Source organism: Paenibacillus sp. FSL W7-1332, from assembly GCF_037969785.1.
Taxonomy (GTDB): Bacteria; Bacillota; Bacilli; order Paenibacillales; family Paenibacillaceae; genus Paenibacillus_AQ.
In genome coordinates this window covers 2,105,542-2,130,671 of sequence record NZ_CP150209.1, presented here as the reverse complement: position 1 = coordinate 2,130,671, position 25,130 = coordinate 2,105,542, and the positions used below count along the sequence as shown (strand labels likewise).

General features: G+C 51.0%; 25 protein-coding genes. 7 read left to right on the top strand and 18 right to left on the bottom strand.

Annotated elements, in window-relative coordinates:
• Positions 1–8: 8 nt before the first annotated feature.
• From yhbY to spoVAC, 10 genes are all read right to left on the bottom strand, one after another.
• Entirely contained in the window at positions 9–299 is a 291-nt protein-coding gene (yhbY, locus tag MKX98_RS09245; protein WP_339222723.1) for a ribosome assembly RNA-binding protein YhbY, read from the bottom strand.
• A 432-nt stretch (positions 300–731) separates the two neighbouring features.
• A complete protein-coding gene (locus MKX98_RS09240; RefSeq protein WP_339222722.1) occupies positions 732–1,598 on the bottom strand; it encodes a shikimate dehydrogenase in 867 nt (288 codons plus the stop codon).
• 54 nt (positions 1,599–1,652) lie between these two features.
• A complete protein-coding gene (gene yqeH / locus MKX98_RS09235) occupies positions 1,653–2,780 on the bottom strand; it encodes a ribosome biogenesis GTPase YqeH (RefSeq protein ID WP_194541604.1) in 1,128 nt (375 codons plus the stop codon).
• The gene (locus MKX98_RS09230; protein ID WP_009592142.1) at positions 2,777–3,307 is read right to left on the bottom strand and encodes a YqeG family HAD IIIA-type phosphatase; all 531 of its coding nucleotides are present in this window, start codon (positions 3,305–3,307) and stop codon (positions 2,777–2,779) included. Before MKX98_RS09230 ends, yqeH begins: the two co-directional genes overlap by 4 nt.
• Positions 3,308–3,544: 237 nt before the next feature.
• On the bottom strand, positions 3,545–5,782 hold the full coding sequence (locus tag MKX98_RS09225) for a transglutaminase domain-containing protein (protein ID WP_339222719.1): 2,238 nt from the start codon (positions 5,780–5,782) through the stop codon (positions 3,545–3,547).
• Positions 5,779–7,026 carry a DUF58 domain-containing protein gene (locus MKX98_RS09220; protein ID WP_339222718.1) on the bottom strand — a complete coding sequence of 416 codons (1,248 nt, stop codon included), beginning with the start codon at positions 7,024–7,026 and terminating at the stop codon, positions 5,779–5,781. The genes MKX98_RS09225 and MKX98_RS09220 overlap by 4 nt, the downstream gene beginning before the upstream one ends.
• 2 nt (positions 7,027–7,028) lie before the next feature.
• Entirely contained in the window at positions 7,029–7,985 is a 957-nt protein-coding gene (locus tag MKX98_RS09215; RefSeq protein WP_216533775.1) for a MoxR family ATPase, read from the bottom strand.
• A gap of 172 nt (positions 7,986–8,157) precedes the next feature.
• Positions 8,158–8,508: a stage V sporulation protein AE gene (spoVAE, locus tag MKX98_RS09210; RefSeq protein WP_015734153.1), complete on the bottom strand. Its 351-nt coding sequence runs from the start codon at positions 8,506–8,508 to the stop codon at positions 8,158–8,160.
• 4 nt (positions 8,509–8,512) lie between these two features.
• Positions 8,513–9,526, bottom strand: coding sequence for a stage V sporulation protein AD (gene spoVAD / locus MKX98_RS09205; protein WP_071222875.1), 1,014 nt, complete (start codon positions 9,524–9,526; stop codon positions 8,513–8,515).
• A gap of 6 nt (positions 9,527–9,532) precedes the next feature.
• Complete coding sequence (spoVAC, locus tag MKX98_RS09200) at positions 9,533–10,021, bottom strand: stage V sporulation protein AC (RefSeq protein ID WP_071222874.1); 489 nt, start codon at positions 10,019–10,021, stop codon at positions 9,533–9,535.
• Positions 10,022–10,572: 551 nt separating this feature from the next.
• On the opposite strand from spoVAC, the gene MKX98_RS09195 reads away from it, so the two are divergent.
• Positions 10,573–11,646, top strand: coding sequence for a M42 family metallopeptidase (locus MKX98_RS09195; protein WP_194541600.1), 1,074 nt, complete (start codon positions 10,573–10,575; stop codon positions 11,644–11,646).
• A 72-nt stretch (positions 11,647–11,718) separates the two neighbouring features.
• Here MKX98_RS09195 and MKX98_RS09190 read toward each other — a convergent pair whose 3' ends face one another.
• The 7 genes from MKX98_RS09190 to MKX98_RS09160 form a co-directional block, all read right to left on the bottom strand.
• On the bottom strand, positions 11,719–13,122 hold the full coding sequence (locus tag MKX98_RS09190; protein ID WP_220686074.1) for an MFS transporter: 1,404 nt from the start codon (positions 13,120–13,122) through the stop codon (positions 11,719–11,721).
• 100 nt (positions 13,123–13,222) lie between these two features.
• Complete coding sequence (locus tag MKX98_RS09185; RefSeq protein ID WP_220686075.1) at positions 13,223–13,885, bottom strand: cysteine hydrolase; 663 nt, start codon at positions 13,883–13,885, stop codon at positions 13,223–13,225.
• 51 nt (positions 13,886–13,936) lie between these two features.
• On the bottom strand, positions 13,937–14,980 hold the full coding sequence (locus MKX98_RS09180) for an ABC transporter substrate-binding protein (RefSeq protein WP_220686076.1): 1,044 nt from the start codon (positions 14,978–14,980) through the stop codon (positions 13,937–13,939).
• Positions 14,981–15,024: 44 nt separating this feature from the next.
• On the bottom strand, positions 15,025–15,906 hold the full coding sequence (locus MKX98_RS09175) for an ABC transporter permease (protein ID WP_194541597.1): 882 nt from the start codon (positions 15,904–15,906) through the stop codon (positions 15,025–15,027).
• A gap of 28 nt (positions 15,907–15,934) precedes the next feature.
• Positions 15,935–16,714, bottom strand: a complete 780-nt coding sequence (locus tag MKX98_RS09170) for an ABC transporter ATP-binding protein (RefSeq protein ID WP_194541596.1) — start codon at positions 16,712–16,714, stop codon at positions 15,935–15,937.
• Between the two features lie 151 nt (positions 16,715–16,865).
• A complete protein-coding gene (locus tag MKX98_RS09165) occupies positions 16,866–17,240 on the bottom strand; it encodes a DUF2294 domain-containing protein (RefSeq protein WP_194541595.1) in 375 nt (124 codons plus the stop codon).
• Positions 17,241–17,519: 279 nt separating this feature from the next.
• On the bottom strand, positions 17,520–18,485 hold the full coding sequence (locus MKX98_RS09160) for an alpha/beta fold hydrolase (protein WP_220686077.1): 966 nt from the start codon (positions 18,483–18,485) through the stop codon (positions 17,520–17,522).
• 301 nt (positions 18,486–18,786) lie between these two features.
• Between MKX98_RS09160 and MKX98_RS09155 the strand changes: the two genes are divergently transcribed.
• The 3 genes from MKX98_RS09155 to MKX98_RS09145 all read left to right on the top strand — a co-directional run bounded on the left by MKX98_RS09155 (position 18,787) and on the right by MKX98_RS09145 (position 20,468).
• The gene (locus tag MKX98_RS09155) at positions 18,787–19,623 is read left to right on the top strand and encodes a sugar phosphate isomerase/epimerase family protein (protein WP_194545102.1); all 837 of its coding nucleotides are present in this window, start codon (positions 18,787–18,789) and stop codon (positions 19,621–19,623) included.
• Between the two features lie 91 nt (positions 19,624–19,714).
• Positions 19,715–19,993, top strand: coding sequence for a hypothetical protein (locus MKX98_RS09150; RefSeq protein ID WP_220686078.1), 279 nt, complete (start codon positions 19,715–19,717; stop codon positions 19,991–19,993).
• A 205-nt stretch (positions 19,994–20,198) separates the two neighbouring features.
• Complete coding sequence (locus tag MKX98_RS09145) at positions 20,199–20,468, top strand: hypothetical protein (protein WP_339222711.1); 270 nt, start codon at positions 20,199–20,201, stop codon at positions 20,466–20,468.
• 233 nt (positions 20,469–20,701) lie between these two features.
• On the opposite strand, the gene sigK is transcribed toward MKX98_RS09145, so the two are convergent.
• A complete protein-coding gene (sigK, locus tag MKX98_RS09140; protein ID WP_006208952.1) occupies positions 20,702–21,403 on the bottom strand; it encodes an RNA polymerase sporulation sigma factor SigK in 702 nt (233 codons plus the stop codon).
• Between the two features lie 535 nt (positions 21,404–21,938).
• Here sigK and MKX98_RS09135 point away from each other — a divergent pair.
• From MKX98_RS09135 to MKX98_RS09125, 3 genes are read left to right on the top strand one after another with little or no spacing between them, the layout of a single operon-like run.
• Positions 21,939–23,270 (top strand): glycoside hydrolase family 125 protein, encoded by a 1,332-nt coding sequence (locus MKX98_RS09135; protein ID WP_339224377.1) that lies wholly within the window; start codon positions 21,939–21,941, stop codon positions 23,268–23,270.
• Positions 23,257–24,147, top strand: coding sequence for a sugar ABC transporter permease (locus MKX98_RS09130; protein WP_071222856.1), 891 nt, complete (start codon positions 23,257–23,259; stop codon positions 24,145–24,147). Before MKX98_RS09135 ends, MKX98_RS09130 begins: the two co-directional genes overlap by 14 nt.
• Before the next feature lie 11 nt (positions 24,148–24,158).
• Complete coding sequence (locus tag MKX98_RS09125) at positions 24,159–25,061, top strand: carbohydrate ABC transporter permease (RefSeq protein WP_339222708.1); 903 nt, start codon at positions 24,159–24,161, stop codon at positions 25,059–25,061.
• Positions 25,062–25,130: the final 69 nt, after the last annotated feature.

The following is a 25,130-nucleotide window of genomic DNA, read 5'->3' as shown; positions in this document are numbered from 1 at the left end:
AGGCTCCCTTACGGCAGCTCGATGGTTTTGTGGTCTTTTGATTCTTTATAAAGCACGATCGTCTTGCCGATAACCTGTACCAGCTCGGCCCCGGCACCTTCAGCAAGCTCCTCGGCGATTTCGCGAGGATTTTCGAGACAGTTGTTGAGTACGGATATTTTCATGAGCTCCCGCTTCTCAATGGCCTCGGAAATATGCCGGATCAGATGCTCATTGCTTCCTCCCTTGCCTACCTGGAACAGCGGATCCAGATGATGCGCAAGCGAACGTAAATGTCGTTTTTGCTTTCCTGTTAACATGCTTGGTCATTACTCCTTAAATATTCAATTATTAAAGTGCGTGTTCAAAAAGGTCGATTTTCAGCACCGAGGCTTATGCTTCCGATGTGCGTTTTTTCAAAACGCTTCAGTTGGATGAAGCTAGGGACGTCAGGAGCGGAGCGTACGTAGTTTGTACGTGAGCACCGGAAGGCCCGGCTGAATTCAAGATTCGATGCCGAGTTGCTTCTTGATTCACTTCGTGTTAGATATAGGATTTATAAGTTATCAACGGAGTTGATGAAATTCTATATCGCAAGAAAACCAACTTCTGAATCGCGGTCGCTCAGCCTTGAATTTGCCTCGATTGGTTTTCTTATCAAAATCGGACTTTTTGAACAACCTCTTAAAGCCTGCAGCTTGTCGAAAGCTATATTGTAGCTTCTGCATAAGCATTAATCAATAAACACAAGATTAAACCTCGGATTGGAAGCTGGTCAGAACCGCTTCCTTCATCGCCTGTACGGGCGCCCTCAGACCTGTCCAATACTCAAATGCATACGCCCCCTGGTTGATGAACATCCCGAGACCGCCATGCACCGTGCATTGCCGAAGCTCGCTTTGCCGCAGCAGCTCGGTCTTCAACGGATTATAGATCAGATCGCTGACAACGATCCCTTCGGGTATATACTCCGCTGGAACAGGAAGCTCGGAAACCCGGGGAAACATGCCCACCGAGGTTGTGTTGATCAAGACATCGGCATCTGACAATGCCTCCCTGGCATGATCCTCTCCGTATCCCCTCAAGTCAGCAAGCGAGCTCCACTCCTCGGCCACTGCCAGCGCTTTGTCGGATGTCCGATTCACAATGGAAATCTTCTCAGGCTCTTCGCCGGTAAGGGCGTAGATGATTCCCCTGGCCGCTCCGCCGGCGCCGTAAACAACGATGCGTTTCCCTTTAAGGTTCGGACAGGCTTCATCCTTTAATGAACGAACATATCCGATGCCATCCGTATTATAACCCGTCAATTTGCCATTGTCGTTGACGATGGTATTCACGGCACCGATGCGCCGGGCCCCTTCATCGACGACATCCAGATACTCCATAACCTCCACCTTGTGCGGGATCGTTACATTCACTCCGCGGAATCCCAGGGCTCTGACAGCATGGATAGCGTCACGAAGCCCCTCCGGACGTATATGAAGGGGCACATAAGCCCCTGACAATCCCAGGGCGGTAATCGCCGCATCATGCATAGCCGGTGATTTGGAGTGACCGATAGGGTCCCCCATTACGCCAAGGAGCAAATAATCACGCTCGATCATTGGATTCACTTTCATTTCTCCCCTATCTCTCCCATGATAAACCAGGCTGTACCCAAGCGATTTTATCTCTTATATCAAGGATGGACGCGACAGAACTTTGATTCCTTTAGGTACATGAACCGCCACAAGCGCACCTTGTTCACCATTGATCTTGATCCAGCCGAGCCCCGAGATAAACACGTCTTGGCGGGTTCCCTTAGGAATACGGATTTCATGTCTTGTCCATTCCGGCAGTTCTTCAAGCCGTTCCTTGGTCGGCGGTGAAAGAAGCTCTCCGGCATGTTCGGCAAATAACGAATCCGCCCGCTCCAGCTTGGTCCGATGAATCCCTAATCTGCCGCTGATAAAGCAAGTAAAGGATTGGTGCTCGCCTTGCAGAAAATCAAAGCGGCCAAAACCTCCGAAGAACAGAGTCTGCCCTTCGTTCAACTGGTATACCATCGGCTTCAGCGGATTCTCCGGCATGACCGTCCCCAGATCCTCACGGCTCACAAGCTCGCTGTAGCGCCATGGGTATACGATGCCCGGCGTATCTATAATATACCGGCCGTCATCCAGCGGAATATTGACCATATCCAGCGTCGTTCCAGGATAACGGGAAACGGTCAGCTCCTGATCCAAATCGCTGTAGTCGCGGATCAGACGATTGATCAAGCTGGATTTACCCACATTCGTGGCGCCAACCACGTAGACGTCCCGGTCTCCTCGATAATGCGCAACCGTCTCCAGCAGCCGCTCAAAGCCTTGATTCTTCTTCGCGCTGCAGAGCACGATGTCTTCCGTTCTCAGTCCATGCTCCTTGCACTGCTTCTGTACCCAATTGAGTACCTTGTTCCAATTGGTGACCTTCGGCAGAAGATCGGTCTTGTTAACGGCCAGAATAACCGGATTGTTGCCGACAAACCGCTGCAGCCCCGAAATCAGGCTCCCTTCAAAATCAAAGAGGTCCACGATATGAATGACAAGCGCATTCTTGCCGCCAATCTGTCCCAGCAGCCGTAAAAATTCATCCTGGTCTACGGCAACCGAGGAGGCTTCATTATAATTCTTGATCCGGAAACAGCGCTGGCAAATAACCGGGTCGCGGTCCCAGGCCTTCTCCGGCAAATAGCCCGGCTTGTCCTGTACTTCACTCTGAAGCGGTATGCCGCAGCCGCTGCACTTCTTGATGTCTTCTCCGCCAGTAGGCAACGTCATGATTTCGGTTCCTCCTCCATCCATAATCCTTTCTTGCGCAAACGGGTCAATGCGATCCGCTCCACCCGGCGATTGACCAGGCGCGTAAACCATCCCTCATCGTTGATGGCGATAGGCATAACCAGCACCGTATACAGGCCCAGCCGATTCCCGCCATAAACGTCGGTCAGCATCTGGTCGCCGACCACAACCGTTTTCTCCGGCGTGAGCTCCATCATTTTCATCGCTTTGCGGAACGGGGTATTACTTGGTTTACGGGCTTCATGCACATACTGGATATCCAGCGGCGTCGCAAATTTAGACACGCGTTCAAGCTGGTTATTCGAGACGATGATGAGCTGGAAACCGATCTCCTTTACCCTTTTGAACCAAACGACCAGTTCCGGTGTCGCAAGCGGCGCCTTGGCCCCTACAAGGGTATTGTCCAAATCCGTAATGATTCCGCGATACCCCTGCTCATATAATTCCTCAAGGTTAATATCAAAAACCGTATTCACACGGAGCTTTGGGATTAACATTTCAAACAAGTTCGTCACCTCAATTTCATACGAAAAACTATACCATATTCCGGTTCCTTAGTAAAAATAATCACGAGCCTTTTTCTTCCCGTATACCGCGTCGCTGCCTTTACCGGCAAAAGACCACCCGGCGGCTGTTTGGAAGCGGACCGGGCGGTCTTGAAATCATCGATATCAGAACGTTTCATACCGAGTTATCCTGATACACGCAAGAACAACCACCATCACGCGGTCTGTCTTCTTGGATTAGGTAGATAGCCGTTTCTCGGATACAATGCGAACCTTCTTAATAGACTTCTTCAGCTTCAGGGCATCCTGTTGGACGGAGCGCCATTGCTCTTCCTTCACTTCAGCCGGGCTGTACCGGGCAGCTTCAAATTGCTGCAGCAGCGGTCTCAGCTCCGCTCCCAGCTCAGGGTGTGCACTTACCCAGCGGCCTACCGATTCACGAAGGGTTTCATGTTCCTGCCTTACCAAGCCTCTGCGCTGTACGGAACGTATCCATCGTTCGGTTTCGGCAATGACTTTATCCGCGGCCGTCAGCGGCTTGCCTGCCCGAATACGCGCTCCGGCAAAACGCAGGCTGATGCGCATTCGCCATACGATGTACAGAATCCATAATACGATAACAACCACCGCGGCCGTTACAACAACTTTAACCCAGCCGGGCTGCTGATGATCGGAGGTAGCGGCTGGCGCAGCCTTGTCCTCTGCCTCTTCTTCTTCAACTTCTTCCTCAATGACAGGCTCAGCGTCTGTGTCAGCCGTCAGAATCGGCATGCTAAAGCCCGGTGTTGCTTCAATCGGTACCCAGCCGTATTCGCCGAAGTACACTTCAACCCAGGAATGAGCGTCGGCATTCGTAACGGTATAGTTTCCGGGCTCAATCGAGGTTTGACCCTCGAGAGGAACGTACTCCGATGCCGTCATTCTTCCCGGCGCGTAGCCTTTGACCCAGCGTGCAGGAATATCCAGCGACCGTGTCATCATCACCAGGGAGGTCGAGAAATAATCGCAATACCCTTCCTGGATTTCAAACAGAAACGCATCCACAAAATCATCGCTCTTCTTGCGTGTAAGATCCGGCGTATTGGTATAGGTGAAATTGCTCGTTAAATATTGTTGCAGGAGCATGACCTTCTCATACGGCGTATCTCCGCCCGCGGCAATTTCTTCGGCCAGATCGGACACCCGGTCAGGGAAGTTTCTCGGCATCTGGATATACGCATCGTCAATCGAGCCGGAATAAAGTTCATCATAAGTTCTGGTGCTCAGCTCATCGATGGGAATCACCGGCACTTCCGACGTTAAGGTATAACTCTTCGGGTAGTCCGCATTACGAGCGTCGTCCAGATGCATCTCCGCGCCTTCGGTCACCCAGCTAAGCCGATCCGAATCGATATCCTCATCCAGGCTCTCCAGCTGACGAACGGAGTAGGCGCCGAACAATACCGGATACACCGTATCACTCAGCATCGTTACCGATTGCTCCAATGTTTTGGTAGGTACGGATCCGCTGGCTTCCCCCGGCAATTCCTCCCCGATGTCCACGCCCGTGCCGGAACGCCGGCTGCTGGCTCCGTCCGCCCAACCCGTTCCCGAGTATACGGCTCTGGTTTCCCCTCGCCAATAGCTGCGTTCATCCGAGGTAATCGACATCACCGGTGAATAGTCAAAGTTAAAACCGCCGCCAAGGTCGTTGTCCTCCCGTCCATATCCGGACATGCTTTCAGACGGTGACTCGATAAGGGTTCCGGTACCGGTTGTACTGCCGCCGGATAACGGCACCCCGTTCCACTCCCGCCACGCCGTGTAAGGATCGGTTAACGTGGGCTTCACGTGCGGCATATTCACACCGGCTACAATGATCAAAGAGAAGATGACCAGGATGTTGGCAACAATCTTGAACGGATACTTTGATAAATTGACCCATCCCTGCGGAAAGCGTCTGCGGAACCGGTTAAAATGGCTGGATACGAGCCAGCCCATACCCGCTCCGACAACCCAAGCGATTTCATCCCACAGCACGATTTTTGTAAAGGAATCCAGCACGGCAAAACCGATGACGTTGATCCCGACTACAAAAAGCACGCGCCCCTTGGTTTTGGCCCACCGCGCAAGGAACAGAAAAGCGGCCCAAGCGGCGATAGCAAACCACAAATATGGAAAAAGATACATGAGTTCCTCGGTCAGATCGCCTTCAGCGCCAAGGACAGGAACCGGATTACCGTGAGTTTTCAGCAAACTGTATACACAATACAAGATCAAAATAAACTGGATAAGCACCCGGTAACCTTGCTTGATCGGAAGCAGCGCTTCGGTAACCGCCGTAATGGTTAATGCTGCAATAACAATGGCTGTCGTTTCCGAGAGCCATATCGTCTCGGTAAAGGATACCCACTGCATCCCGATGATCCAGATCCATAGCATCGTTAAAGTACTGAAGAAGGTAGTAGATAGTTTGTCCAGCCACAACTTCATCATGCACCACCTCCCAGCGCAGCCGGCAGCTCGTCAAGGGAAGAAACCGAATAGCTGGAAATCCCCCGGGATTGCAGAAGCGAAATGGAATCATCGCGTTTTTTCGTTTCATTGGAATTGGTTATTTGCAAGAAACATGGGTTCATTCCCCGGGTTTCAACCCAGCGCATGATCTCTGAAGCGTCCTTGCCGCTCATCGGGCTGATCAGCAGGAACAGGGCCCCTTTTGGAAAATGGCGATAGGATTTCTCCAGGGAAGCAATCAATTTGGTTTTACGGTCATAATCCACGTCAACCAAATGCTGAATCATGCGCATCCGCTCTCCAGCTTGATCGGCGGGAGCGAACATCTGAGCTTCTCGGGTAGCCGTGAACAAGCCTGTACCTGCATGCTCCTTGGCACCATATTCGATCAGCGATGCAGCTGCCGATACGGCCAGCTCGAACTGCTGGGCATGAGCATATCCGTCCGCGGAACAGTCCAGCACAATCATCGTTCTGGGAAAGGATTCATGCTCAAATTCCTTCGACTTCCACGAGCCGGTCTTCGCCGTTGCATTCCAGTGTATCCGGGAGATCCGATCACCGTACACATAATCGCGGACTCCGTTGATCTGTGTGGTTTCCCGTCTGGAAGCCGAAATTGTGGTATGTGTACCGCCCAATCTCGAATTCCGTATGTTTCGCTGCCATTTGGGAATATATATGGTTCTCGGCAGAACGCGGAAATCGGTCTGAACCTCAATGCGTCCCTTGTGCTCCATTAATCCGAAAATATCCTCACTAATGCATTCTGTCTTTGAAAAAGCGTACCGCCCTCGTTCAAGCGGAGGGGTCTGAAATACAAGCTTGCCCGCACCGCGAAGGTTCGGAATGACGCTATCTTCAAAAGACCAGGAGTCGCCGTTATGCCTTTGCAATACTTCACGAACGATCATATAGGGCATCGGCAGCAAACCAGGAACATGGACCTCCAGCTTCACGCGGACCTGTTCACCGGCATGAAGCTGTTCACCCCCATGCTCCGCTCCTCCCAGCACCCTTCGCTGGGCTTTCACCCGATTGACTCCGCCAAAGCCAGCACCGATCAAATAGATCGTCAGAAGGCTGACCATGGAGAATAGCATGAGCGAGGTTTTGCCCCCCTGAAATAATACGTACAAAAGACATAGGCACCATACCGCCAATACCGCTGCGAGTCTAGACGGCTGCATGCCATTCAAAAATAACGATACCGCGCGGCGCATGCCTATCTCCCCATCTGAACAGGCACTTTGACCTGACGCAGTATAAACTCGAGCACCGATTCGGGACTCGCATTGTCGAGCCTGGCTTCCGGACGCAGCATGATCCGGTGCGAAAGCACGTATGGTGCCAGCGTCTTCACATCATCTGGCAGAACGTAATCCCTCTCTTGCAAGAAGGCATAGGCTTTAACGGCATTCATGAATGACAGCGTCGCACGGGGACTTGCGCCCAGCATAACGGAAGGATGCTCGCGCGTCGACCGGGTAATATTCAGCAAGTAATCGGCGACCGGGTCACCGATGAATACCTCGCGAATCTCGCGTTGAATAGCCGAAATGGTATCCATATGTGTCACCGGCTGAATCTTATCCGCCAGTTGTCCGTCGCGTGAACGGTACATCAGCTGCTTCTCCGTAGCAGCATCAGGGTAACCCAGGCTCAGCTTCAGCATAAACCGGTCCAGCTGCGCTTCAGGGAGCATATAGGTGCCTTCAAAATCGATCGGGTTCTGGGTCGCGCATAACATGAAGGGATGCGGAAGTTCGTGAGTAGCCCCATCCACCGTTACGCTGCGCTCCTCCATGACCTCAAGCAGGGCCGATTGCGTCTTGGTTGTCGCCCGGTTGATTTCATCCGCCAGCAATATGTTGGTCATGACCGGACCAGGTCGGAAGTAAAACATTTCATCTCGAGGATGGAACACGGACACGCCCGTTATATCGCTGGGGAGAATATCCGGGTTACACTGAATGCGGCGATAGTCTCCCTGCATGGATTTCGCTAATGCTTTGATCAGTTGGGTCTTTCCTGTGCCAGGCACATCCTCGATCAGTACATGTCCGCCAGCGAGCAGCGCCGTAAGGAGTAATTGGATCTCAAATTCTTTGCCTAACAGGCACGACTCCAGATTGGTTCGCACCGAGGTAATGATTTTCATGGATTCTTGGCTTACGGGCATGTATGACTAACCTCCTGTAAGGGAATAAATACTTATTTTAGTACTATTGTACATGATCGAGGTCCCGGAGTACATTCGATGAGATATTTTGGGTATTCACCTTTTTATCGCCGCTCTAAACAGAAAAAGACCCGGCATCATGCCAGGGTCTTTTTCTTCTTGTTGATGATGGTTATCCCTTCGGACGAACAAACAGAGCGGCCAGGAAGGAGAAAATGATCGCTGAGGATATCCCTGCACTGGTGACTTCGAATATCCCCGTCACGACCCCGATCCAGCCGTCCCTCCCCAGTTCCGTCAATGCGCCATGCACAAGCGAATTACCAAAGCTGGTGATCGGCACGGAGGCTCCCGCTCCCGCGAATTTGACAAGCGGCTCATATAATCCGAACCCGTCGGCGATGGCTCCGGCGACTACTAACGTACTCATCGTATGTGCCGGCGTTAGTTTAATAACGTCCATCATAATTTGCCCAATGACGCAAATCAGACCGCCAATAATAAATGCCCATAGAAACTGCATTGTGTTATCCTCCCATCTCTAAGGCTACAGCGTGAGCGATGCACGGTATGCTCTCACCCTGCTGGTAAGAAAGAGGCGACAGCAAAGCCCCGGTAGCAACGACCAGCACCTTTTTCAATTCGCCTTTTCGCATCCGTTTTAAAATATGGCCATACGTGACAACAGCCGAGCAGCCACAGCCGCTGCCCCCTGCATTGACGTATTTTTGTGTTTCCAGGTCGTAAATCATTAAGCCGCAGTCTGCAAACACCGTACCGTCCATGATGACATCGTTTTGTTGCAAAAGATCCTTCGCGATTGGAAGCCCCACGGAGGCCAGGTCACCGGTCACGATCAGATCATAATCCTTCGCTTGCCGGCCTGTGTCTTTGAAGTGCTTTGTTATTGTATCGGCTGCTGCCGGAGCCATCGCCGCACCCATATTGAACGGATCCTTGATGCCCAGATCCACCACCTTGCCGATGGTGGCATACGTGACAGCAGGGCCGTCTCCCTTGTCCGAAATGACGGAGCAGCCAGCTCCCGTTATTGTATATTGCGCATACGGCGGCTTCTGCGATCCGTACTCCGTCGGATAACGAAACTGCTTCTCAACCGTACAGTTGTGGCTTGCAGTACCGGCCATGACATACTTGGCCCCTCCTGAATCCACGAGCATGGAGGCCACCGCGAGGCTCTCCATGGATGTAGAGCAAGCACCGAATACGCCGATGTAAGGCACACCCAATTGTCTTGCAGCAAACGAACTGCTGATGATCTGGTTCATCAAGTCCCCGCCCACAAAAAACTGCAGCTCGTCTTCCTTGATGCCCGCCTTCTCAACCGCTTTTCTCGAGGCATCCTCCAGCAGTTTCCGTTCCGCCTTTTCCCATGTTTTTTCGTTAATCTCAATATTGTCGTAGATATAGTCGAAATCATCGGCGAGTGGCCCTTCGCCTTCCTCAGGTCCCACAATCGTCCCCGTGCCGATAATGACGGGTTTGTTCTCGAACTGCCAGGTTTGGCCGATCACCTTCATCTCTCGTTACCTCCCCTCAATGCCAAAAATAGCGTAAATGATACCGATAATAAACGCAGCCACGGTACCAAATACAATGACAGATCCCGCCAGCTTAAACATACTGGCCCCGACCCCAAGAACCAAACCCTCCGCGCGGTGCTCGAGCGCAGCGGAGCACATGGAATTCGCAAACCCCGTGACCGGCACGGCGCTGCCTGCTCCCGCCCATTGCGCGATTTTGTCATACACGCCGAAGGAGGTCAGAATGACGGAGAGTATAATCAGCACGGCAACTGTCGGGTTGCTCGCTTCGGTGGTGCTCATATCGAATACGGTCATAAAAAACTGCTGAATGCATTGGCCGATCACACAGATGAGACCTCCAATCAAAAAAGCGCGCAGACAATTTTTAAGTACGGCGCGAGGAGGTTCATGCTTTTTGGCAATCGCCTGATATTCTGCCGAGCTCATTGTGGTGATATCAGACTTAGGCTTTTGGTTAGAGCCTGACATTTCAATACACCTCCGCTTTTATTTAAGTATGGAATCCTTTAAAAACGCTAAAGAGCCATTATGGATATCACTCGATATCATTATGCTTTGAATGAACTCCCTTTATGTTTGGAAAATCATCCTTCTCACTTGGCAACCACAGCTTGTCCTAACATAAAAGTCGCCCCGCACGAAAATCAGCCTCCAGGAATCCCTGAAAGCTGAAGTAAGACTCGCCTGCCATCGTTGCTGGAGCCGGTCATTATATAAGAATGTATTTCAGCAAAATGACGAGGAGGATGAACAGGACCATAATGAGCAGAAGTTCTCTGACTTCGGCATGATAGACGTTTATCCCATGGTGCTTCATACTCTGCCCCTTCCCTCGGACGACAAAAATTCCACTTCGTTTCTATATCGTATTCCTATCCCGGGTGCAGGGTGCTTGTTTCATTTATTTTTAAAATGACGTGCTCCTATGCGGCACGGGTTTTGTAGACTTTTCAGATGTATAGGGGCATACTAGAAAAGAAAACACTCTTACATACCTTTTCTAAAGGAGCGATTTCGTAATGAATGAATCAACACTGGAATTATTTCGTACTTTGACTGAATTCCCGGCTGCACCGGGCTTTGAGAGGGAGCTTCGTTCCTGGTTGAAGAATGCCCTTTCGCCATATACAGATGAGTTCGTGCAGGATCGGCTGGGTAGTCTGTTCGCCGTTCTTCGCGGTAACGATGAAGGTCCAAAAGTCATGGTGGCCGGTCACATGGATGAAGTCGGGTTCATGGTAACCGGCATAACCGAAGCGGGGATGGTCCGTTTCCAGCCGCTTGGCGGTTGGTGGAGCCAAGCCGTGCTTGCTCAGCGCCTGCAAATCATCACGGACAACGGTCCTGTCGTCGGAGTTGTAGGCTCCATCCCGACGCACCTGCTGGATGAAGCGCAGCGCAGCAAGCCGGTCGACATCAAGACCATGTATATCGATATCGGCGCCGATAACAAGGCGGAAGCAGAGTCGTTCGGCATTCGTCCCGGATTGCAAGTGGTTCCGATCTGTGAATTCACGCCGCTCGCTAATCCGAAAAAAATCATGGCCAAAGCGTGGGATAACCGTTATGGCGTTGGCCTCGCGATCGAGCTTGTACAGGCGCTCCATGGCGAGAAGCTGCCTAACACCGTTTACGCCGGCGCAACCGTCCAAGAAGAGCTCGGACTGCGCGGAGCACGTACTTCAGCCAATCTGATTCAGCCGGATATTTTCTTCGGACTGGATGCCAGCGCGGCGAACGACATGATGGGTGACAAGAGCCAGTTCGGCCAATTGGGTCAAGGCGCACTGCTTCGCATCTTCGATCCGACCATGCTGACTCACCGCGGCATGGTAGAGTACGTTCAAGATACGGCGGAGACCAACAAAATCAAATACCAATACTTCGTCTCGCCGGGCGGCACGGACGCAGGCCAAGTGCATCTTAGCGGCATCGGCGTTCCGTCCACCATCATCGGCATATGCTCCCGCTATATTCATACATCTTCGTCCATCATCCACACGGACGACTACGAAGCTGCTAAAGAACTTCTGATCAAGCTCGTGAAAGGTTTGGATCGTACGACACTTCAGACGATTCTGGACCGCGCGTAAGCTAAATGAAAAAAGGGTATCCTGCAGGTCTGGAATAGACCTCGGGATACCCTTTTTCTCTTTTCCCTTCCTCTAAGAAGATAGCGTCTCCTTATGCCTGCCAAAGCGAAACGATATGAGCATCGTTACATAAACGATGACAACCAGCGCCGTATTCAGTACGAATATCATCCGAAATCCGGTAAGCCCCCCTGCCCCTTGGGCTGGAAGCGCCAGCATGGCACCTCCCGCCGCCGTACCAAACATCATCCCCAGATTTCGCGACAGTGCCAAAATGCTGCTGATCAGGCCGAGGTCCGTTTTGGATGTCCTGCCCATCACCAGAGAATTGTTCGGCGGCGTAATGATGCCCATGGAACCGCCGAGCAGGACGATAAGCACAATCAGAAAGAAGATCGGATATGCCGGCGATACAAAACCGAGCACGGTTAACGCTGCTGTCATGAGCAGCAGCCCGGCTGACAATAACGGGAATGTCCCCAGCTTGTCCGACAGGCTCCCGCTCAGAGGCGAGAATATGATCAGCGACAACGGATATCCCATCATGATCAGCCCTGCCGTAGCAGGTTCAACGCCAAGCTCGCTCAACAAAAACACGGGCAGCACAAGCTGAGCCGAGAAAGCCGCCATGTAGGTAATGATGGTGATGATGATTCCCACGCTAACGCCTGCATCTCGAAACAGGTCCAGCTTCATAAACGGGAGTTTCCCTTCCCCTGCTCGTTTCCACCGCGACGAAAGACACCATCCGATGAATGCGACAGCTCCCGCACCGAACACGATGAACAGCACCGAAACCTCCCATGAACCCCAGCCCCACTGAGCCCCCAAATTCACGGCCGTAACCAGTCCGGTTAGCGATATCGCAAAAAAAGCAGCCCCCGGCACATCCAATCGGCTTACGACTTTTTCAGGTTCGTCCTTCGGAATGAAGCGCTGGGCGAACAACCATGCAATCAAAGATATGGCCGTCAGCAGCCAGAAATTGCTCCGCCACGAAAACCACTGAATCAGTATTCCCCCAAGGCTCGGTCCGACCATCGAGCCTGCGGCAACAAACGTGCTGATGAGCCCAAGCGCTTTGCCGCGCTGCTCCTTAGGAAATACGGAGACGATCAGCGCCATATTGGTGGCCTGATACATGGCCGCTCCTACGCCTTGCAAAATTCGAGAAGATATCAGTCCGTTTAATGAAGGTGACAAGGCGCAGCAGAGCGCCCCTGCCATAAACACAAAATAGCCGATATTGTGTATTTTCCGCCGGCCCAGCATATCCCCCAGCTTTCCCATGACAGGAAGCAATATGGAGATGACAAGCAAATAAGCGGTGACGATCCACTGGGCCGTAGGGATGGTGGAGTCGAACGTTCTGGCGATATCAACAAGCGCAATGTTGAACATGCCAGCCGACAGATTGGACAGAAATGCCCCTAAACAAATGGTATATTGGACGATCATCCTTGATCTGTTATTCATGCAGGACTCACCAGCTTTATTCATTAATTTCTGTGCCGCTTATAGAAAAAGCTCCCGCATGCGGAGAGCTTCCCAATGAGTTGAACCACGTTCTGACAAACTAGCCAACGGCAGGCTGAGCGGTCGATATCGATCGCAGCGGCTCCTCAGGCATTTGATCCATCCAAATATCGATAAGCTCCGCCACTTCACTAACTTTCCCGAAATAGCCTTCAATATTCTCAAGCGTCATGTCATGCGCCGCTGGAGAATACGATGCGCAAGCGTCCGCTGTAAGCACAATATGATAATCCAGCATAAAACCGTCCCTTGCCGTCGATTCCACGCACACATTGGTGCTGACTCCCGTCATGATCAGGGTCTCGATCTTCAGCGTCTTTAATACCGAATCCAGCCTAGTATTTACAAAAGCGCTGTATCGGTGTTTATTGACAATGATATCATCCTCCTTCGGCGATACCTCGTAAAATTCCGCGCCCCAGCTCCCTCTCCGGCATACGTTCGCCGATCGGCCCGAGGACCTGGTGGTCCAAGCGTCGGAATCCGTCGCTTTCTCATGAAGCGTCTGAATGAAAATGATGGGCACCTTCAGCTCCCTGGCCCTCTGAAGCAGCTTATGGAGCTGCGGCATCATCTCCGCTACCCCACTAACATCGCAGCCCGCTTGAGACAGCGCCCCCTCGGGATGACAATAATCATTTTGCACATCGACCACCATAACCGCCGTTTTGCTGCCAAGCATCAGCTGATTTAAAGATTTCATCATGACTCTCTCCCTTCCAGGTCGTGTATTTGTACATCATGCACCTTCCGATCACTTCTTGGAATTGTTTACAAACTGCATATCCACCAGCGCATCATAGGTATAGTCCCCTTTAAATATCCCCGTCTCGATCATGACATCCATATCGTGCTTCAACGCCTCTTCCGAAATCATCCCGTCCAAGCTCCAGAGATTGTCGGCATAGGCCCGGTCCAAGGCAGCTTGGATCGCATCATCGGACAACGTCGGGAATTCGGCTATCAGATTCTTCTTGGCTAGTTCCTTATCCGTTTGCACGACTGCAAGCGCTTCGATCATGGCATCCGTGAAACTTTGAACGGCTTCCGGGTCCTTCTCGATGGTTGACTTCTTCACGCTGAGAACCGAGTACGAGAAATCCCCCAGATCATGAAACTTGTAAAACGGCTCTTCCCATACATTCTTTGATATCCCGTCGCTAATCTGCGGCTCGGCTCCGTTCGCAATGTCAGCCGCGCCCTGTTGGACCATCGTCACCACCGTGGAGCCATCTGCCGGTTCGAGCAGCTGCACATCCTTCTCCGGATCGAGTCCGAGCTGAATCAGGAGATAGCGGGTTAGAAGGTTGGGCGTACCGCCGTGGCGACCGGCGTTAATCTTTTTCCCTTGTAAAAATGCCTTCAGGTCTTCGGGGGAATTGCTCGCAGGTGCGGTGCCTTTCTTGGCCATTAAATACACGTTCGCCCGGTTGACGACATTCACGACCGAAATGATCGGATCGGAATTATTGTTGTTAGCCAAGGCATTGGACTCCGTCCCGCCGATCACGCCCCAGGCATCCCCGCTGACCACGGCGGTTACGTGCGCTCCTCCGGCCGCTTGGATGACCTCAACGTCGAGCCCTCTTTTCTCAAAGAAGCCTTCCCGCTGCGCGACGTACATCGGCAGATAGCCCGTGGAGTGAAGCGGCTCGGCGATCACGATTTTCTTCAGCTTCCCGTCACCGGAAGCGGACGCGGTGCTGTTATCGTTTTTTTCATTGCCGCAGGCTCCAAGCAGACCGGTGACCATGAGCAGTGCGAACAGCAGTGAACGTTTCTTCATTTTTTGGTTCATATGAATTCCCCTTTTAATAGAAATAATGAGTTCGGTTATTCTGTCTATTGTTTGGTCAATCCCTTGGATAACCACTTCTCCAGCACCACCACGCCCCAGTACATCACCATGGACAGCAGCGACAGGACGACGACACCTACCCACACGAGGTTGATATCCAGTATCGTTCCTGCATACATAATCATCCGGCCGACGCCCTGGCTTGAAGCGATGAACTCGCCCACGATGGCACCTGCCAGCGCAAGGGCAATATTAATCCGCAAGCTGCTGATGATCCAGGGCATAGACCATGGTACGACAACCTTGGTAAAAACCTGATACCGCTTGGCGCCCAGGGAATACATCAGCTTCTCCATATCCGGATCGACACTCTTCACGCCGCTGTATGCGGAAAGCGCCGAAACGACAACCGTCATAGAGAAAGCCAGCGCCACCTTGGAAAAAAATCCGATTCCCAGCAGAATGACGAGTACAGGTGCCAGTGCGAGCTTGGGCATCGCATTTAAAATGATCAGATACGGCTCGCTGATGCCGGCATACGATCTTGACCACCAGAACGACAGTCCGAGCAGTGCGCCGAGAAAGGTTCCGAACACAAAACCGAGAATCGTCGAGCCGGATGTATACGTAATGTCCCGGAGAAGGGTTCCTTCGGTCATCTGGGTCCAGGTCGTGCGAAGAATCGCGCTGGGGCTGCTCCAATAGTAGGAATCCAGCAGGCCGATCCGGGTGAACACCTCCCATACCAGAAAAACAAGAACAGCCACAGCGGCCCGCCCCCAAACGATTCGCCGGCTTCTGCGGCGCTCCAGCGCCTCTTCATCCAAGATGTACGGCACAACCTCCGGCCTTTTGGACGATCCCGCTGCAGGCTCCGCAGACGTCACGGCATGTACGATAAAAGCCTCTTTGCGTGCAGTTTCCATTCCAGTTCCCTCCTCATTTTTTTATTCCCTAAGAGATTTGTTCTTCATCTTGTCCAGCTGACAGTAAATCCATGAGATGATGCTTCAGCTCCATGAAGGCCGGAGACGTCATGTCTTCCGTTTTCCGGGGACGCTCCATCGTTACGGTAATTTTGGACTTGATCCGCCCGGGTCTGGACGAGAATACATAGATGTCATCTGATAAATAAATCGCTTCGTCAATGTCGTGGGTGACAAACAGCACCGTCTTGCCAAAATCCTCCCAGATCTGCAGCAGCCAGTTCTGCATGGTCAGCCGAGTCTGGGCATCCAATGCGCCGAAGGGCTCGTCCAGCAAAATGATGTCCCTGTCGTAGAGCAGCGTCCGCAGCAGCGCGGCACGCTGTTTCATCCCTCCTGAAAGCTCCTTCGGATAATGCTTGTCAAAGCCCTTCAGACCGTATTTATCCATCAGGGGCAGCGCCCTCTCCACGGCTTCCTTGTAGGGTACGCCCCGAACCTCCATACCCAGAATGATGTTGTCGAGGATAGTGCGCCAAGGCAGAAGCATGTCCTTTTGCAGCATATAGCCCACATAACCGGTTGTCCCGACGATATCCTTTCCGTCAGCCGTCACTTTGCCCGTGGAGGGCGGCATCAAACCGGCGATAATGTTAAACAAAGTTGACTTGCCGCAGCCGCTGGGACCGATAATGCTGACAAAACGCCCCTCCTCAATCGCCAGACTCGTCTCCCGCATGGCCGGGATCTCTTCCCCGTTTCGGCGAAACCATTTGCTGACACCCGAAATTTCAATTTTGTGAGTCATGGCCCTTCCTCCCTCTCCTTTGAGTTTCATATTTTTTTCAGAAACAACAGACATTTATTTTCAAAAGCGGATGTAACAAAAAATCGCCAGTCCAGCCCCAAGCCGCACACATGTATGTGCCTTGGTACTAAACTGACGATCGGCCCGCTCTCTACAAGAGTTCCGGCATGTCGTTCAGATATGCTTCGACCTCCTTCTCCAAGATTACGATGGTACCGGAAAACTCGGTCTCTGCATCATAGTCTTTAAGAATGGAGATGATTTTAAATTGAAACTGCTGTTCCAGGGAAGCTTTAATCTCCTGCTTGAACACCTGGAATAAAAGGTGGTCCAACTGCCGGGTAGAGAGGGGGTAATTCTCATCCAGCAGTTTGAGGACGGGGACTCTACTATTTCTCGATACAATGATGATTTTGTTGCCAACGAAATCGACTTTTTGCTGCTTTACACCCACGTTAAATATTTTCTTATTTATCGCGTTGTAAACCCTCAAAAGATCCTGTTTGAGTTCGCCTGCTGTCATCATGGTTCAACATCCCTTTGTGTAAATTAATATTACATTGACCGGGGTAGGTATAGGGTGTTTATCGAGTTTTTTCTGTCCTTGGGTATAATTATAGGTGAATTTGGGTAATTGTCAATACACCTACGTTAAAAAAGATAACAAATATTTGATTCGTGTTATTTTATATAACATTTATATACCATAGACTTAAATGTGATTCGTTTGCTTCTGTCCACTGACGCTATATATAGAGCAGTCCTGAGCAATCGTCATGCGCTGCCCCCTTCCTGTCTCCATGTTCTATCTCCCGTTAAAAACCCGTTCCAGGAACAAGACGCCCTCCCTCTTCTGGTACTCATTGACTTCATGGCCAGAGAACGGATAGTCTCTTATTTCTTTTGCCGCTTTCATTCGGTTGTATGCGGCATATATGGTTTCGGGCATGCAGACCGTATCCTTCCAACCGACGGATACCATGACCGGCACCTGGATTCGCGGCGCCAGATTCAGCATGTCGAAATACGAGAGATGCTCCAGGATTTGATTCAATTGCTCCGGGTAGCGTTTTATGTATTGGGCGATTTCGTTCAAAGAGCTAGCCGAATGCAGAATCCCGTAGTCCATCCTGCACATGTTGGGAATGTCCGCCACAATGGCCGCGACCTTCGGATTCAGAGCCCCTGCAAGCAGTGCCAGTCCGCCGCCCTGGCTGCCGCCAACCACGGCAATTTTTTTCGGATCCACTCCAGGCTGCTCCGATGCCGCATCCACTGCCCTCACAGCATCCATTACAACTGCCATGTAATAGGAGCGACGAATATCCATAAGCCCCTGCGTCACCCAGCCCTTAACCACGCCGCTGTCCAATGGAAGCAGATTCCCCGTCTCGCCGCCCTGCCCCCTTACGTCCACGGCAAACACCGCATAACCGAGCATCAGCCAATGGGCATATCGTTCCGGAAATCCACGGTCTCCGGTATAACCCGGGAAGGTTACGATACACCCTCGAGGCTTCTCGTCCGCAGAAGGATTAGCGGGAGTTATATACCAAGCATGGATGGGCGTATCATCATAACCATGATAAGTAACCTTAGATACTTCCATGTAAGGATATGGCGTCGTTTCCGGTTGACTAACCATGTGGAGCGGCTTATTGCCATACGACTTCAATACTTCCTCCCAAAATCGATTCAAAACCTGCTCGTCGATCGTGGGCTCCGGATACAAGTTACCAAGCTCGTTCTTACGCTGATCAATGGTATTCATTCTGAGTTTAAATCTCCTTTTCGCGAGTAAAGTGGAAGTTCATATGACATGGTTATTTCGGCAAAACATATGTAATCCCCTTCGAAGCGGTAGGAATTCATGGCGGTTTATTTAAAACCCTTCTCAACAATAACGAATCGGCAGTGGCTCCAATCGCTATCTTTCTCAAAAAATATTAAAAGTGATCATAGATTTATAAAGTGGAACATATCATAATAGAAACTATGAAACCAATGGGTTGATATAAACGAAGACCCGCCTCTAGCAACACGACATCTAATAGCGAATGGAGACGATGAATATGCTGCAAGGTTTAACAAGCGCAGGACTCGGAAAACTTGAAAGCGATTTACAGTTTATCGAACTCGCGGCCAAATACGATTTCCAATGCATCGATATCGATGCCAAAGGTCTTGTAGACCGCCTTGGCGTGGAGGCGGCAGCCGATATGTTGAAATCCCGGCAACTGGAGATCGGGGCCATCGGCCTTCCCGTAGAATGGAGAGGAACGGACGAGCAGTTCCTAAGCGGCCTCGAGAAACTCCCAGCAGCTGCAGCAGCCGCCAAGGCTCTCGGCTGCACACGGTGCTGTACATACATTCTTCCTTCCACCGATGCACCCGCTGCTCATTTCATGGCGCTGGCCACCACCAGACTGCGGGCATGTGCCAACATTTTGGGGGCATACGGAATTCGATTGGCCTTGGAGTTCGTAGGACCGCATCATCTGCGCACCCAATGGAAGAACCCGTTCATCTGGACGGTACAAGAAACTTTGGATTGGATTGATGCCATCGGGGAGCCGAATGTCGGGCTGCTGTATGATGCATATCACTGGTACACCAATGAGATGACGGTCGCGGATATCCGGCAGCTGCGCGCTGAACAAATCGTTCATGTCCATATTAACGATGCCAAGAACATACCCGTGGGAGATGTGCTTGATAACGACCGGCTTTATCCCGGTGAAGGCGTAATAAATCTGCCTGGGTTCCTTCAGGCTCTGAATTATATCGGCTATGCAGGCCCGGTGACACAAGAAATATTGACGCCTTCCACGCCGACCGGGACCCCTGAAGAATTGGTTGCTAAATCACGGCGAGCCTTCGATAGCGTATTCGGTGCTGCAGGACTGTAGTAGAGGATCCAGGCCACATAACGGAATGATTCCACCTGTACAGGGAAACACTGAAATGGTAGGTTAAGTACCTTTTCGGGAGGTTTCAGGTATGAACGGATTTGAGAAAGAGGAACGGGATAAATTTACGGATCTATCTACCGTGGAGTCCCAGCGAAACGATTTAACCGCGGAGGAATTCCCGGAGGGTCCTTACGGATCCAGCCTGCGGACCGAAACGCTTGGTAAAAGCAGTCCATGGCGGAAGGATCAACGTCCTCCTAATCGGTTTGATTATGAGGATCGCAACCTGCACATGGGAATCGAGCGGGAGTATCCCGGTGAAGACGAGAGCATTCAAGCGGATCCGGGACAACAGAAACCCGAGTAGCTCCAACCTAAAAACCAACCGTCGTTCTTTGGACAAGACGGTTGGTTTTTGTCGTAACAGGGCTTGTATCTTCCACATCGGAAGCATAACGGCCTATAAAAATACATAATATGGCATATAAAAACCGTCGGTCAGCGCACTTTCTCAGAAGACAGAAAACCGTTGTCGGCAAATACATAGACGTGAAGGAGTGGGGGAGGACATCATGTCCAACAAGAAGCAGGATGAATTCGTGATTTATGTTGTCACGTTATCGAGTGTAAAGCGCTACATGTCCATTGAATTTATCGGCGGTTCTTGCGGGTTCATCATCGCTCAAAAAGCGCTTCAATCCGATCTGTTCGGGATGATCGGCAGCATGATCGCTCCGATAGCCATTCGCCGCGTGCTGCAATGGCAGCAGCGCATATCCGAGCGGCATGTGCACTTTGGGCTGCGTACACTCAGCAGGACAGGTAAACTGAGCCCTACATAAATCAAGCGAGCGGCGCCTCACAGGCTGCCGCTCGCTTGATGTTTTATCCACGTTCCGCTCATGATAATTTCAAACGATAACCAGCAAATCCTCAGCTCACATACAGAATAATCATCTGACCCCCATGAAAGAAGCCTCTTGGCAGTGAGTATGAGATTGGGTTATCTCAGTCCCGAAAACAAGCTAAAGCCACTTCCCGTTTCGGTCATCAGCGGTTAACACGCCGCTTCTTCCTACCGCTTCTGCTTGTAAAACTCATGATACAGCTTCATCAATGCCCGCTTCTCAATCCGTGACACATAGCTGCGCGATATGCCGAGTTCTTTGGCGATCTCCCGCTGCGTCCGTTCTTCTCCACCCGCTTCCAGCCCAAAACGACCAATAACAACTTCCTTCTCCCGGTCGTCCAATATATCGAGGTTCCGATAGATCTTACTCTTCTCAATCTTTAACTGCACGGCGTCCACGATATCATCCGCTTCTGTCCCGAGGATATCGATCAGTGTAATCTCGTTCCCCTCTTTGTCCGTTCCGATCGGATCATGGAGGGATACGTCCTTGCGGGTTTTCTTGAGTGAACGCAAATGCATCAGTATTTCATTTTCTATGCAACGGGCAGCAAATGTCGCCAGCTTCGTGCCTTTATTCGGCCTGAAGCTTTCAATCGCCTTGATGAGTCCTATCGTCCCGATGGAAATCAAATCTTCCAAATCCTCGCCGGTGTTATCAAACTTTTTGACGATGTGTGCGACCAGCCGAAGATTATGCTCAATCAGTTTATTCCGCGACTGAGGATCGCCTTCGGCCATTCGCTGCAGATGTTTAGCTTCCTCTTCCTCGGTCAGAGGCTGGGGAAACGCGTTGTTTTTCACGTACGAAACGAGCAGGGTCAACTCTTTTATGAACAAAGCAATTGCGGTAAACAATCCAGGCACTTTGGGACACCTCCTGCGAAGTTACAATGCAACCGGCCCTTATCGCGCTCGGTCTCTCGGTCTTCTCATTGTATGTAGGCAACGGCCCAGAAGTGCCTGTACGCGGGAAAGTGATTCGCAAAAACGTTTGCCGATTCCTCAACCAAGCAGCGAACAACAGCGACAAAGAGTCACCCCCTTCAATACATACTAATATATCATGTTATAAATAAGGCCATAACGCCCCATGAATTGCTTTTTCCGCCACGGGATGTTTCTAATATAAATTCATGCTTTTGCCTCAAATCAATCATTCAATATCCGGCATGTCTACATCAAAACGAGGGAAGTTGACTTTTGGCAAATATACAATTAAGAACCGGCAGCATGACCGACAAGATATTCATTGCATCCATATAATATAACAGCCATAATTTTAATTAAAATAATATATTGACATTAAATTGGTATGTAATTATATTGAATGTAAGCGTTTTATATAACGACCTACAAAATGATTAACAACCCTGAAGAATGGAAGGGAGCAGAGCTTACCATGTATACGTTGGACTATTTTTCTGTATTACATGATTTGAACCGCACGATCATCGAAGGTACCTCAGCTTATCCGAAGCTCGGACATATGTTTAGAAACATGCTGGACAATACCCTAAGTTCAACCATTCAACGACAGCCCGATGGTACCACCTTTGTCATTACCGGCGATATTCCGGCCATGTGGCTGAGGGATTCGGCTGCGCAAATCCGCCCCTTCCTCGTTCCGGCGGGTCAAGACGACAATCTGGCCGATTTGATCGAGGGGCTCGTACGCAGGCAAACAGAATTCATCCTGCTTGATCCATACGCCAATGCATTCAATGATTCGCCTTCCGGTCAAGGCCACCAGCACGACCGCACCGCCATGAATCCATGGCTATGGGAGCGCAAATATGAGATCGATTCGTTATGCTATCCCCTCCAGCTTGCTTACCTGTTATGGAAAGAAACCGGCAGGACCTCGCATCTGGATCAAACGTTCCATGCAGCCGCCAGGGTCATTCTGGACATCTGGCGAACCGAGCAGCATCATGAATCGAAATCGCCGTATTACTTCGAACGCTTCGATTGTCCTCCAAGCGACACGCTGCCTCGCGGCGGAAAAGGGGCTGAGGTGGCTTACACGGGAATGACCTGGTCCGGATTCCGCCCAAGCGACGACGCCTGCGCCTACGGATACCTCATACCGTCCAATATGTTCGCCGTCGTTGTGCTTGGTTATCTGGCGGAGATTTGCCGTGAAGTCCTGCGCGATTCCGAATTGGAAGCGGAGGCGGAGAAACTAGCCGATGAGATCCGTCATGGCATTGCGTCGTACGGCGTGGTTGATCACCCCGAATATGGAAAAATTTATGCCTATGAAACGGACGGGATGGGAAACCATCTGCTGATGGATGATGCCAACGTTCCCAGCCTTTTGTCCATTCCGTATTTGGGCTATACAAGCGCTGATGACCCGGTCTATCAAAATACCCGCAGGTTCGTGCTGAGCCGCGCCAATCCGTACTATTATCAGGGCACTGCCGCTGCGGGCGTTGGAAGCCCCCATACGCCTGATCGTTATATCTGGCCGATTGCGCTGGCGATTCAAGGCTTGACGACTACCGATCGGGAAGAGAAATTTCGGCTGCTTCGGCTGATGGCGGATACCGATGCAGGCACCGGCATGATGCATGAAGGATTTCTGGTCGACGACCCTGCACGTTATACCCGCCCATGGTTTTCCTGGGCTAACATGATGTTTTGCGAGCTGATCATGGATTACTGCGGCATTCGAGTCAAAGCGAATGATATTGGAGGAGGTCATCGAGATCACCATGGGAACCAATAGGAAGCTTCGCGGCTGGGTCATCGGATATCTGTTCATTTTACCGTCCATTATCGGCTTCAGCGTTTTTGTCGCCTATCCCCTGTTGTCGTCCATGTATTACGCTTTGACAGAATGGAGCGGGTACGATTCCCCACGTTTTGTCGGCTTTGAGAACTTTAGATACCTCTTCACCGAGGATCCTGCTTTTTGGCCTTCGATCCGGGCAACGTTTTACTTCGTGATCCTGAGTGTTCCTTTATCGCTAATCCTAGGTTTGTTATTGGCCATGATGCTGAACAAAAACTTGACCGGCATCAAATGGTTCCGCACGATCTTTTATCTTCCCGTTGTCGTTCCCTCCATCGCCACGCTCACGTTGTGGCAATTTATTTATGAGCCGCAATACGGTCTGGCGAATTCGCTGCTAAGAGAGTTCGGACTGCCGCCGGGCACTTGGTTGACCAGCGAAACGACAGCGCTTCCATCCATCGTGTTAATCGGTTTATGGCAGGTCGGATCCAGTGTCATCATTTTTCTGAGCGGTCTGCAGTCGGTTCCCCAGGAAATGTATGAAGCGGCGGAAGTCGACGGCGCCTCCAGGTGGCGGATGTCGTTAAACATTACGCTGCCCATGATCACCCCGATCCTGTTCCTGCAGCTTATACTCGGCATCATCGGCGCATTCCAGGCGTTTAACCAGGTTCAGGTGCTGACCGGAGGCGGCCCGAACTTTTCCACCTCCCTGCTGAATTACAAAATCTATACCGACGCCTTCAATGGAAGAATGTTTGGTTATGCCATCGCGGAGGTGTGGGTACTGTTTGTCATCATCATGATTTTTACCGTGATTTCTTACCGGTACTCCAACCGGTTCGTATATTACGAAAGCGACAAATAAGGGGGTAAGAAATGATGCAAGCGGAAGTACGGCCCAAACAACGAGGAAATTTGAATACAGCGGACATACGCGTAAAGCGAAGAGTACGGTTGAACTGGATAGACGCCATTCGTTTTATCTTATTGGCGATCGGCGCCATTGCGATGCTGTTCCCCCTCTTCTGGATGGTTACCATTGCGCTGAAGAGCAACAATGATGTGTTCAAAATTCCGCCCGAATGGTTTCCGCGGGAATTTCATTGGTCCAATTTTGTAACCGGAACAAAAGAAATCAACTTTTGGCAAACGTTTGGCAACTCCCTGTTTATCGCGATTACCTGCACAATCGGACAGATTATAAGCTCGGTACTGGTGGGCTACGGGCTCGCACGGCTCAAGTTCCCAGGACGTAAACTGTGGTTCTCGCTTTTTATAGGGAGCCTTATGCTTCCCGGATTTGTAGGCATGATCCCTATGTTTAACCTGTACACCAGCATTGGATGGTACGATTCCTGGCTGCCGATTATCGTGCCCGCCTTTTTTGGAAACGCCACGTTCTCGTTCCTGTTTGTCCAGTATATCAAAACGATCTCCGTTTCATTTGACGAGGCTGCCAAAATCGACGGAGCATCGGACCTTTATGTGCTGCTCAAGGTATTGGTGCCGATGTCCATGCCGGTCATCATGACCATGGTGATCTTTGCATTCCAAGGGGCATGGAATCAATATTTGGAACCTCTGCTCTATATTATCGATCCAAGCAAGTGGACGTTGTCGCTGGCGATGGCCACCTATACGGGCACCTATGCGACAGCCTGGAATCTGTTCATGGCCGCGGATTTAATTTATATCCTGCCGATGCTGCTGCTCTTCTTCTTTGGCCAGAAGTTTTTTATGCAGGGGCTCGGCTCCATGAATTCCGCGGGTTTAAAGTAAAGCTTCCGACCATTTGGGAGGTGATGCCGACCGGGATTGACTGAAGTAAAAAACATGGGATGTTTAGTT